A 10,730-nucleotide genomic window follows, 5' to 3' on the forward strand; every position below is an offset into this window, starting at 1 on the left:
ACACGCACCGCGTCCGGTATGCGCGTCTCGCCTGATCGTGCGTTGCAGTTGCCGGTCGTGTTTGCGTGTGTGCGCGTACTTGCCGAGTCGTTTAGCGTGCTGCCGATGCGTCTTTACGACGTCGGCGGCTACAAAAAAACGCCGATCCGCAAGCATTGGCTGCTCGACCTGCTGTGCCGTCGACCGAACCAGTATCAGACACCGTTCGAATGGCGCGAGATGATGCAGGGGCACCTTGCGATGCGGGGAAACGCCTTCAATCAGATCGTCACGGACCGGCGCGGCAATATTACGGACCTGATCCCGCTGCATCCGGACCGCATCAAGATTGAGCTGCTCGACGGCGGCGGCGATTTCGATTACCGGTATCGCTACACTGATCGGTTCGGTTCGGTCCGAGTGTTCACCCGCGGCGAACTGTGGCACATCCGCGGACTCTCAAGCGATGGCATCGTTGGCTTGAACCCGATCGAGATCGCACGCGAGGCGGTGGGCCTCGGATTGTCGGCGCAGGACTACGGCGCGCGTTTCTTTCAGAATGACGCGAAGCCGGGTGGCGGCTGGATCGAATTTCCCGGCAATTTCAAAGACAAGTCGGCTCGCGACACGTTTCGCGAGTCGTTTCAGGCAGCACAAACCGGCCTGAATCGCGGGAAAATCGCCGTGCTCGAGTACGGCATGAAATTCCACGAGCTGGGCCTGACGAACAAGGACAGCCAATTCCTCGAGGCACGGCAGTATCAAGTGGGCGACATTGCGCGCATGTTCCGGATTCCGCCGCACCTGGTCGGTGACCTGAGCAAAGCGACGTTCTCCAACATCGAGCAGCAATCGCTCGATTTTGTCATCTACACGATGACACCGTGGGCCGAGCGCTGGGAATCATCGATTGAGTCGAATCTCCTGCTCGAGCAGGATCGAAACATCGAAGTTGAGTTCGATTTTGCTGGCCTGCTGCGCGGCGATCAATCTGCGCGGTCGATGTTCTATCACAACGGCATTCTCGACGGCTGGATGACGCGGAACCAAGCCCGTGAAAGCGAGAATATGGAGCCGATTGATGGTCTCGACGAACCGCTGATGCCCCTGAACATGGTTCCGGTCAGCGATGCAAAAGCGCTGCAGGCGCAACAGCAAAAACAGCCCCCGGCGCAGGGAGCGCAGGAGCCGAAAGACCCTTCCAGTACGGGCGAACAATGAGAAACGAACGATTTATCACGTGGTGTCTCGCCACCCCGTGGGCACTCATGCCCGAGCGTATGGCGGCTTACGCCGCGGTGCTCGCTCGGCGCGAAAACGGAGTTCACGCCGACATCGAGGACGAATCGGCGCAAGGCGTGTCGGCCGGGCCGCGCAGTCGTGGCAATGCGCGCGCGGGAGCCATTGCTGTCATCCCGGTGCATGGCGCCATTGTCCAGCGCGCGAGTCAGATCAATATCTGCGACGGTGGAACCAGCACGCAGCAGATCAGCGCGGCTCTAGCCGATGCTTCGGCTGACGACACCGTTTCGCAGATCCTGCTCGACATCGACAGCCCCGGCGGTTCTGTCTACGGCGTGCAAGAGCTCGCGGCAGAGATTCAGCAGGCCAAGAAACCAGTCATCGCCGTGGCGAACAGCCTTGCCGCGAGCGCGGCTTACTGGATCGGCTGCGCGGCAAACGAGTTCTACGTCACTCCGGGCGGCGAGGTCGGGTCGATCGGCGTATGGCAGGCGCACCAGGACTGGTCGAAAGCCATGGAGGAAGAGGGTGTGTCTATCACTCTCATTTCCGCCGGCAAGTTCAAGGTCGAAGGGAACCCGTATCAGCCGCTGGATGCCGAGGCGCAGTCGTTCATGCAATCGCGCGTCGACGACTATTACGCAGCCTTCACGAAGGGCGTTGCAAAGGGCCGTAAGGTCGGTATCGATCAGGTTCGTAACGGTATGGGCCAAGGTCGCGTGCTTGGCGCCGATCAGGCAATGTCCGAGCGCATGGTCGACGGCGTCGCCACCTTTGATGACGTGGTGGCGAAGATGCAGCGAAACATCAAGGCGACGAAGCCGGCCGCGAGCCGCCTCGCTGCCGCGCAGCGCGAAATCGCAATTATGGGCTGAGCGCTAAGCCCGAGCACCGCGCCAACAAGCGCGTTGTGTGCAGTCCTCCGACTGAGCGCAAACCGTAAATTCAGCCGCCGCGAGGCGGTTTTTTCGTTTCAGGAGCCCTTAAATGTCCAAGCAACTCCGCGAGCTGCAAGCCCGCAAAGCAAAGCAAGTCGCCGCAATGCGCGCGATCACCGACAAGGCCGCGTCGGAAAACCGCGATCTGACCGATGATGAAGTCGCGGCGTTCGACGCCGAGCGCGCCGGTCTGGAGCGCACCGCAGCAGCAATTTCGCGCGAAGAAGCGCTGATCGAAGCGGAGCGCTCGGCCGGTGTCATGATTCCGGAAGGTGCACACATCGGCGTGTCGGAGAACATCGAAAACGACGCGCGCCGCGGCTTCCAGTCGTTCGGCGAGTTCGCAATGGCCGTGCGCGCTGGCAGCCAGCGCAACGGCAGCATCGATCAGCGTCTCGTGATCGGCGCCGCCGCGCCCGGCGCGGGCACGTATGCCAACGAGGCGGCCGGCACCGATGGCGGCTTCCTCATTCCGCCGGCTTTCTCGACCGACATTTTTACGCTCTCGCTCGAGGACGACGCGCTGCTGCCGATGACTGACAACATCGAGGTCGGTGGCAACGGCATGACGTTCCCGAAGGACGAAACCACGCCGTGGGGCACGGATGGCGTGCGCGCGTACTGGCAAGCTGAAGCATCGCAGGCCAATGCCACCAAGCCGAAACTCGGCGTTTCGACGCTGCGCCTGCACAAGCTGATGGCACTGACGCCGGTGACGGACGAACTGCTGTCGGACGCGAACGCGCTCGAATCGTATCTGCCGGGCCTGATGGCGCGCTCGATCCGGTGGAAAACGAACGAAGCCATTCTGTTCGGTACGGGCGCCGGTCAGCCCGAGGGCGCGTTCAACGGCGCGGCGGCCGTGGTGCAGGCGAAGGACGCCGGCCAGGCGACCAAGACGGTGTCGCTCGGTAACGTGTCGAACATGATTGCGCGACTCACCCCGGGAAGCTTCCCGAAGTCCACGTGGCTCATCACGCCGGACGCGTTGCCGTCGCTGTTCAGCCTGCAACTGGGTAACTACCCGATCTACCTGCCGATCTCGCAAGGTGCGCAGGGTTCGCCGTACGGCACGCTGATGGGTCGGCCGATCAGCGTCAGCCAGCATGCTCCGGCGTTCAGCGCGCAGGGCGACATCAGCCTGATCGACCTGTCGTACTACCGCACGATCACGAAGGCGGGCGGCGTTCAGACCGCAACGTCGATGCATCTGTACTTCGACGCTGACGCAACGGCGTTCCGCGCAATCTTCCGCGTGGACGGTCAGCCGAAGATCGTCAATCCGATTCAGCAGGCGAAGGGCGCAAACACGCTCTCTCCGTTCATCCAGCTCGCCGCACGCTGATCCACCTGGCCGGGGTATGTCCCCGGCTCTCTCCTGAGTTCATCGAGGAAAGACCATGATCCCGAATATCAAAGCCTCCGAACAGGTGGCAGTGTTGGGCGCAATCACGCCCTCGTCGCAGGGCGCTGGCGCGCTCACGTCGGCCTGGGTATCGGCCGCCAACTTCAACAAGTTGCTGGGCTTGATCCAGACCGGCGTGCTCGGCTGTCGCGCAGATCGTCAAAGCGACCGGCGACAACGTGCAGGCCGAAATTAATCTCGACCCGCAGCAGCTCGACGTGGCGAACGGATTCTCGTTCGTGCAACTGTCGGTGACCGTCGGCACGGCTGCCAGCTTGACCGCAGCTCTGCTGCTCGGCTTCACGCCGCGCTTTGCGCCCGCCTCGGATGCCAACGCGGCCTCCGTAAAGCAGATCGTCGGCTGATCGCAACCTTGACGAGGATGGGGCGGCTTCGGCTGCCTCCTTTCTATGCCCCTGCAACTCATCACGGCACCATCCGCCGAACCGCTAACGCTCGCCGAGGCGAAGCTGCATCTGCGCGTCGACATCGACGATGACGACACGCTGATCGGCGCGCTTATCGCAGCCGCGCGCGACTACGCGCAAGGCGAGACGCATAAGCAGATGGTGTCGGCGCGCTGGAAGCAGGTGCTCGACAGTTTCCCCGGCCCGTCGTTGATCGGAATCCCGTACGGGCGGCAGTACACGCTGCCGGGGCATGCGATCTATCTGCAGCGCGCACCAGTGATTCGCGTGCTGTCGATCCAGTACCTGGACATGACCGGTGTCGCGCAGACGATGCCGGATACCGACTACACGGTCGACTATTCGTCGGAGCCGGTGCGCATCACACCGGTGTTCGGCCAGATCTGGCCGATTCCGTTGCCGCAAATCGGCGCGGTGTGGGTCAATTTCGACGCGGGCTATGCTGCGCCCGTCACAGCGGATGCTGTTGCTGGCACGATCAGCGCGCCAGGCTGGAGCCGGCTCGCCGTCGGCGATGCTGTACGGCTATCGAATGGTGGCGGCGCTCTGCCGGCGCCGCTGAGCGCCATGACCGACTATTTCGTGCAGAGCATTGTGTCGGATGGCGTCTACAAACTATCAGCGACGGCGGGCGGCGTTCCCATCGTGCTGACAGACGCGGGTACCGGGCAGAGTTTCGTCGGCGCAGTGCCGGAAGGGCTGAAGGCGTGGCTGAAGATCAGGCTCTCGACGCTGTATGAAAATCGCGAAGAGGTGGCGATCATGAACCGCGGTACGATTCAGGCGCTGCCGTACGTTGATCGTCTGCTGGACGCCTATAAGACGTACGAGTTCTAAATGGCAGGGCAAAACAGCTATCTCGTTCGCGGCGGCACGCTGCGGCACCGTTTGACTTTTCAGGCCAAATCGACGGCGGCCGACGAGCTCGGCCAGCCGCTCAACGCTTGGGCTGATGTCTTTAAGTGCTGGGGCGAAGTGGCGCCTGTTTCGGGCCACGAGCTGCTCGCGGCGCAGGCGGTTCAGACCGAGGTAACACACACGATCAGCGTGCGCTACCGCCCGGAATTGCAGAACCCGAAAGATGTCGCCGCGATGCGCGTGCTGTTCGGCACGCGTGTGTTCGACATCAATGCATCAATGAATCAGGACGAACGCAATCGCCTCGTGATGCTCCAGGCTAAGGAGGGGATCAACAATGGCTAATTCTGCCGAGGCGATTGTGCACGGCGCCTTGCGCGTGCTGGTCGCCGATCGATGCTATCCGGACGTGGGGCCCGCAGGCGTCGCACGCCCATACATCACATACCAAGCGGTGGGCGGGCAGTCGCCGAATTACCTGAGCAACAACGTCGATTTGCAGAACGCTCGCATGCAGGTCAACGTGTGGACCGATACGCGCTCGGTCGCGAATAGCCTGATGCAGAACGTTGTCGCCGCACTCACAGGGCAGATCATTAGAGCCGTGACGATCGGCGCGCCGGTCAGCAGTTACGAGCCCGATACGAAGCTGTACGGATCTCGATCCGATTTCAGCATCTGGTTTTACCCATAACCCCGAATTTATGCCGCCTCGCCGCGGCTTTTGCTTCAACCACCGGCCCGCCCTGAGCGGGTTTCTTTATTTGTGAGGTCTGAAAAATGCCCAGCACCGCAGTTTCCGCTCAGGGGTCAACCCTTTCCGTATCGGGCGCCGCTGGCGTCGCGAAAAACATTACCGGCCTTGCGCTTGGCTTCCCGACCATCCTGACGTCGGCCGCGCATGGTTTCTCCAACGGCGACATCGTCACCTTTGCGGCGTTGACCGGCAATACGACGCTAAACGGTGTTACCGCAGTGGCGAAGAACGTGACGCCCAACTCCTATGCCGTCGACGTCGACACGACTGGCGGTGCCGCGTACGTGAATGGCGGCACGGCTACGCCGGTCGCGTGGACTCCTATCGCCAACGTGACGTCGTTCAAGGGTTTCGACGGGCAGGCGAACGAAATCGACAAGACCAACCTGTCGAGCACCGCGAAGGAGTTCATGCTTGGCCTGCAGGATTTCGGGCACTTCACGTTCGACGTCGACAAGGATTTCTCGGACCCGGGCCAGGTCGCATGCGATGCAGCGAAGCGCGCCGGCACGCTCAAGAGTTTCAAGCTCGCGACGCCGATCGGAAAGACCGCAACCTTCAGTGGGTACGTGAAAAACAGCCCGCTTGATGGCGGCGTCGATCAGGTCCTGAAGACGACCGGCGTCTCGATCCGCATCACAGGCGACGTGGTCTTCGCGTAACTCGCAACCCACCTTAAACCCATCCCCATACACTGGACATAACGTGCCCATTCTCAGCAAAGAAACCAAGGCCGCCATTCTCGGCGCCATCCACCTCAAGACCGAATCCGTCGACGTTCCCGAGTGGGGTGACGGCGTCTCAGTCCTCGTGTCGGAAATGTCTGGCTTTGCTCGCGACGCGTTTTACGCGAAACGGGAGGCCGGCAAGGTGCCGATCAGCGAATCGCAAGCTGGTCTGCTGCTCGCGACTGTTGTCGACGAATCGGGCGCGCTTGTGCTCGACGAATCCGACATCGCGAATCTGCGCGCTCAGGGCACTGCGGTGATCGACCGGATTGCCGCCGTCGCGATCCGCCTCAACGGCATGCAGCCGACCGCGGTGGAGGATGCAGTAAAAAACTCCGCAGCCGCCCCGAGCGGCGATTCTGGCTCCAACTTAGCATCGACTTCGGTATCCCAGTAAGGGAGTTGCAGCAGCGGATCACCAGTGCGGAGTTCGTCGAATACATGGCTTCCTATCAGATCGACCATCGCGGCAGCCATTACGACGACCTTCGCGCGGGCACGATCACGTCGATGCTGGCGAATACCAACCGGAACGCCAAGGTTAAACCTGAGCCGTGGGGGCCGTTGGACTTCATGACGTGGAATGAGTTGAGCCTGGCGACGGCGAAGGAAGAGACGGCGGTGCTTCTGGATGATCCGGATGCGCAGTCGAACCTTGTTCTGTCGATGATGTTTCCCAACAAGGCCTAGGCATGGCAAAGAGCTTCGTCATTGAGAACCCGGAGGCGTTGACTGACGCGCTTCGGGCGCTCGATAACGTCACGAGCGAGTCGGTTTTGCGGCAGGCAGCAGTTGCTGGCGCTCGAGTCTATTTCGACGAGATGAAGGTGCGCGTGCCTGTAGGCATCCGGGCGTACGAGCGGAAGGGCACCGAGATCTACCCCGGCTTCCTTCGCGACAACATCCTGATTGCCTATGACAAAGAGCAGTCCGTCGAGGGGCGGATTGCTTCTTACATCGTGACGTGGAGCAAACAGGCGTTCTACGGACGCTTCGTTGAAACGGGTACGTCCAAGATGGCGGCCAACCCGTTCCTTCGGCCGTCGTACGAAGCGAAAAAAACCGCCGCCGCCGATGCCGTAGATGCGGTGTTTCAGCAGAAAGTAACGGAGTTGACAGGTGGCTGACAAAGAAACACTCATCCGGGTTTCGCTAGATGCCACCGGCGTTGAAGCCGGCGTTCAGCGCGCGAAGCGCAGCATGGATGCATTCGTGTCATCGCAGGAGGCGGCGGCACAACGCACGGAAATCGCGCAGGCCGCAATCGCCGAGGCAAATGCAAACGGCAGTAAGGCGAGCGAGCGCGCCATCAATGCGCTCGTGCAGCAAGCGGCGAAGATGGCCGACACGTACGGGATGAATTCGCGGCAACTGCTGGCCTATAAGGCGTCGCTGCTCGGCGTGTCTGACGCGATCTCGCCATACATCGAAAAGATGAATGCGATCGACGCGGCAAACGGGCAGGTTGCCGGCTCGACTGCCGCGGTGGGCGAGAGCAGCGAGGCTGCAGCGGCCCGCATTTCGGCCATGGTCGCAGCGTCGCTCGAGGTGACGGCCGCCGTGACCGGTAGCACGGAGGCGGCCGACCGCTATGCCGCGAGCGTTGACGCGCTGGCCGCCGCCGCGACGGCTGCGGAAAGAGCGAATGCCGGTATCGCGGTGTCAGCCGAGGCAGCAGCAACGGCGCAAACTAGCGTCGCGGTTCAATTCGAGGCCGCCTCGACTGTGATCAGTGAGGGCGCGGCCAAGGTTACCGAGGCGCTGGGTCGTCAGCTTACGGCGCTCACCGCGTCCGCGGCAGAAATGGCCGTCTATGACGCACAGATGGCGGGCTTTACCGAAGCCGAAACGGCGCAGGTTGCCGCGATCGCCAAAGAAATCGAGTTGCGCAAGCAGCAGATCGCGCTCGGCGAAGAGATGGCGGCAATGTATGCAGTGGAGGCTACTGCTGCGCATGGCGCCGCCGGTGCAACGTCCGGCGTGACAAATGAGCTTGGCGTGCTTGGTCGTGAGGCAGCCAGCGGCAACTTTACTCGCCTGGCGAGCTCGTTCACTCGCTTTCTGTCGCTCGCCGGTGCGCTCGACCTTCTGCTCAACCCGCTTTCGCTCTCCATCGCGGGTGTTGGCGCAGCCATGTATATGGTGGCGAGTCAGAACGAGAAGATGAATGAGGCGCTGCTGCTCACCGGCGGCTACGCGGGGGTGACCACTGATCAACTCCGCAGCATGGCCACGGCGGCGACTGCGGGCGGAGCAACGTTCAACACCGCAGCAGAGGCCGTCACCGAGCTGGCTATGACCGGCCGGCTAACCGGTGAAGAGATCGCGAATCTTGGCCGGTCCGCTGCGGACGCTGCGACCTATACGAGCGTGTCGGTCAAGCAAATGGTGGACGACTTCACGAAGCTCGCCGACGAGCCAGTGAAAGCATCGGTGAAGTTGAACGACCAGTATCACTACCTGACCGCGGCGACTTACGACCAGATCGCCGCGCTTGAGAGGCAAGGTGATGCAACTGGCGCTGCGAAGGTGGCAGTGGAAGCGTTTTCCCAGGCGATGGACGATCGCACGAAGGAAATCGCTGCCAACGAGGGGATCATTCTTGCCGGCTGGCGCGACATCAAGGCGATGATAAACGGCGCCATCGAGGCCGTTGGCTCGTTCGGCGCGGCGGCCACGCCCGGCCAGGTCGTGGCTCGCCTGCAGGACAACAAGACGGCTCGGCTCCCGATTGGACAGTGGTCATCGGAAGATGAAGCGGAGCTTCAGAAAGCGATCGCCACGCGTGACGCGGCAATCAAGGCTGCTGCTGAAAAGGCCAGGACGGAGCGCCAGAATCAACAGGTCATCGACGCAAAGCACGCCTACGACACGTTCAATACGCAGTTCGCAACGCCAGCGGAGAAGCGTGCCAAAGAGATTCAGAAATATCTCGACACGATCGCTGGCCCACTCAATCTGAGCCCCGAGCAGCAGCTCGCCGACGAAGCGAATATAGACGCGAAGTATAAGGATCCAAAGGCTCCGAAGTCGAAAGCATATCGCGACGATTCTGGAGAACGAATGCTGCAGCAGCTTCGCGACCAGGAGGCGGCCCTGGAGGCGCAATTGTCGACTGCCGGCAAGCTGACGACGGCTGAAGGCGAACTCGCGAAGTTCAATCAGCAGATTAGCGACTGGAAAAGCAAGACGCTCACGCCGCAGCAGGAGAGCCTGACCAAAGATCAGGATGCAATCCGCGCGCAGTTGCAGAAGAACGTCGAGCTCGAGAAAGAGGTCCAGCATCGCGACGAAGTTGCGAAGCTGCAGGAGCGCTCGGCACAGATTGATGCGTCCATCAAGAGCTACCAGTCGGGGCAGAACGACCAGTACGGTCGCCAGGTCGACGCGTTCGGCTTGGGTTCGGATGCGCTGAAAAATGTGCAGGCAGTGAAGTCGATCTTCGCCGAGTATCAGCGCCTGCAGGAGCAGCTCGACAAGGCCACTCCGAAGAATCTGCTTGGCGGCGCTGACTACGTCAAGGCTTCAGCCGACATCAAGGCGGGGCTCGACCAGTCGCTTGCCGATTACGACGCCTATTACACGACGCTGAAGGCGAAGCAGGCCGACTGGACGAACGGTGCGACGGCAGCGATCGCCAATTACAACGATGCGGCCCAGAACATGGCGGCGCAGACGGAGACGGCTGTTACCAACGCGGCAAAGGGCATGGAGGATGCTCTCGCCAGCTTCGTGACGACCGGCAAGCTCAATTTCAAGAGCCTCGCTGACAGCATCATCGCAGACATCGTCCGCATGCAGGCGCGTGCGGCGATCTCCGGTTTGTTCAATATGGTGGCCGGCATGATCGGCGGCGGCATCGCAAACAGCTTCGGCACGCTGGCGACTACTTCGACGGCGACCAGTGCAGCGTCCGATGTCATGGGCTCAGGCTATTCGGCTGGCCTCACGGGGCCCGCCAGCATGATGCCGACGATCGCCGGCGCGCGTGCGAGTGGCGGCCCGGTAGCGGGTGGCAATACGTACCTCGTCGGCGAAAAGGGTCCCGAACTTTTCACGCCGGACTCGTCCGGTTCCATCGTACCGAATCACGCACTAGGCAGCGGTGGCGGAGGTGTGTCGGTGCAAATCGTCAACAACAGCGATTCGCAGGTGCAACAGCCGCAGGTGTCACAGGATTCGAGTGGACAGAAGTTCATTCGACTCATCATTGACCAGGCGAAGAGTGAAATGGCCGGCGAGGTCGCAAGCGGGCAGGGCACCGTGAGCAAGGCGCTGTCACAACGATATGGGCTTACTCCGAGGTTTAGATAATGGCTCTTGTTGCATGGCCGGATCGCTTGCCGGCACCCATGGCGTCAGGGTACTCGTATCAGCCTCAAGCTCCATTCATCC

At 61.6% G+C, this 10,730-nt stretch carries 13 protein-coding genes; all 13 read left to right on the forward strand.

Features of this window, described 5'->3' with window-relative positions; genetic code table 11:
• The first annotated feature begins 18 nt into the window (after positions 1 to 18).
• The 13 genes from PQR42_RS22405 (at position 19) to PQR42_RS22465 (ending at position 10,649) form a co-directional block, all read left to right on the forward strand.
• Complete coding sequence (locus PQR42_RS22405) at positions 19 to 1,200, forward strand: phage portal protein (protein WP_408493802.1); 1,182 nt, start codon at positions 19 to 21, stop codon at positions 1,198 to 1,200.
• Positions 1,197 to 2,096, forward strand: coding sequence for a signal peptide peptidase SppA (gene sppA / locus PQR42_RS22410; RefSeq protein ID WP_408493770.1), 900 nt, complete (start codon positions 1,197 to 1,199; stop codon positions 2,094 to 2,096). Before PQR42_RS22405 ends, sppA begins: the two co-directional genes overlap by 4 nt.
• 112 nt (positions 2,097 to 2,208) lie before the next feature.
• Positions 2,209 to 3,504, forward strand: a complete 1,296-nt coding sequence (locus PQR42_RS22415; protein ID WP_408493771.1) for a phage major capsid protein — start codon at positions 2,209 to 2,211, stop codon at positions 3,502 to 3,504.
• Positions 3,505 to 3,559: 55 nt separating this feature from the next.
• Entirely contained in the window at positions 3,560 to 3,760 is a 201-nt protein-coding gene (locus PQR42_RS22420) for a hypothetical protein (RefSeq protein WP_408493772.1), read from the forward strand.
• Positions 3,744 to 3,929 carry a hypothetical protein gene (locus tag PQR42_RS22425; RefSeq protein WP_408493773.1) on the forward strand — a complete coding sequence of 62 codons (186 nt, stop codon included), beginning with the start codon at positions 3,744 to 3,746 and terminating at the stop codon, positions 3,927 to 3,929. The genes PQR42_RS22420 and PQR42_RS22425 overlap by 17 nt, the downstream gene beginning before the upstream one ends.
• Positions 3,930 to 3,974: 45 nt before the next feature.
• The gene (locus PQR42_RS22430; RefSeq protein WP_408493774.1) at positions 3,975 to 4,829 is read left to right on the forward strand and encodes a head-tail connector protein; all 855 of its coding nucleotides are present in this window, start codon (positions 3,975 to 3,977) and stop codon (positions 4,827 to 4,829) included.
• On the forward strand, positions 4,830 to 5,195 hold the full coding sequence (locus PQR42_RS22435; protein WP_408493775.1) for a phage head closure protein: 366 nt from the start codon (positions 4,830 to 4,832) through the stop codon (positions 5,193 to 5,195). It begins immediately after the preceding gene.
• Entirely contained in the window at positions 5,188 to 5,544 is a 357-nt protein-coding gene (locus PQR42_RS22440; RefSeq protein ID WP_408493776.1) for a DUF3168 domain-containing protein, read from the forward strand. Before PQR42_RS22435 ends, PQR42_RS22440 begins: the two co-directional genes overlap by 8 nt.
• 86 nt (positions 5,545 to 5,630) lie before the next feature.
• Positions 5,631 to 6,269, forward strand: a complete 639-nt coding sequence (locus tag PQR42_RS22445) for a phage tail tube protein (RefSeq protein WP_408493777.1) — start codon at positions 5,631 to 5,633, stop codon at positions 6,267 to 6,269.
• Between the two features lie 43 nt (positions 6,270 to 6,312).
• A complete protein-coding gene (locus tag PQR42_RS22450) occupies positions 6,313 to 6,732 on the forward strand; it encodes a phage tail assembly chaperone (RefSeq protein WP_408493778.1) in 420 nt (139 codons plus the stop codon).
• Between the two features lie 5 nt (positions 6,733 to 6,737).
• Positions 6,738 to 7,025, forward strand: a complete 288-nt coding sequence (locus tag PQR42_RS22455) for a phage tail assembly protein T (protein WP_459252323.1) — start codon at positions 6,738 to 6,740, stop codon at positions 7,023 to 7,025.
• Positions 7,026 to 7,027: 2 nt separating this feature from the next.
• Positions 7,028 to 7,462, forward strand: coding sequence for an HK97-gp10 family putative phage morphogenesis protein (locus PQR42_RS22460; protein ID WP_408493780.1), 435 nt, complete (start codon positions 7,028 to 7,030; stop codon positions 7,460 to 7,462).
• The gene (locus tag PQR42_RS22465) at positions 7,455 to 10,649 is read left to right on the forward strand and encodes a phage tail tape measure protein (RefSeq protein WP_408493781.1); all 3,195 of its coding nucleotides are present in this window, start codon (positions 7,455 to 7,457) and stop codon (positions 10,647 to 10,649) included. The genes PQR42_RS22460 and PQR42_RS22465 overlap by 8 nt, the downstream gene beginning before the upstream one ends.
• Positions 10,650 to 10,730: the final 81 nt, after the last annotated feature.

This window comes from Paraburkholderia sediminicola, assembly GCF_046027355.1.
GTDB lineage: Bacteria > Pseudomonadota > Gammaproteobacteria > Burkholderiales > Burkholderiaceae > Paraburkholderia > Paraburkholderia sediminicola_B.

Excerpts from the sequence above, each read along its gene's own strand:
- PQR42_RS22405 (WP_408493802.1), top strand. The coding sequence starts at position 19 with ATGCGCGTCTCGCCTGATCGTGCGTTGCAGTTGCCGGTCGTGTTTGCG.
- sppA (WP_408493770.1), top strand. The coding sequence starts at position 1,197 with ATGAGAAACGAACGATTTATCACGTGGTGTCTCGCCACCCCGTGGGCA.
- PQR42_RS22415 (WP_408493771.1), top strand. The coding sequence starts at position 2,209 with ATGTCCAAGCAACTCCGCGAGCTGCAAGCCCGCAAAGCAAAGCAAGTC.
- PQR42_RS22420 (WP_408493772.1), top strand. The coding sequence starts at position 3,560 with ATGATCCCGAATATCAAAGCCTCCGAACAGGTGGCAGTGTTGGGCGCA.
- PQR42_RS22430 (WP_408493774.1), top strand. The coding sequence starts at position 3,975 with ATGCCCCTGCAACTCATCACGGCACCATCCGCCGAACCGCTAACGCTC.
- PQR42_RS22435 (WP_408493775.1), top strand. The coding sequence starts at position 4,830 with ATGGCAGGGCAAAACAGCTATCTCGTTCGCGGCGGCACGCTGCGGCAC.
- PQR42_RS22440 (WP_408493776.1), top strand. The coding sequence starts at position 5,188 with ATGGCTAATTCTGCCGAGGCGATTGTGCACGGCGCCTTGCGCGTGCTG.
- PQR42_RS22445 (WP_408493777.1), top strand. The coding sequence starts at position 5,631 with ATGCCCAGCACCGCAGTTTCCGCTCAGGGGTCAACCCTTTCCGTATCG.
- PQR42_RS22460 (WP_408493780.1), top strand. The coding sequence starts at position 7,028 with ATGGCAAAGAGCTTCGTCATTGAGAACCCGGAGGCGTTGACTGACGCG.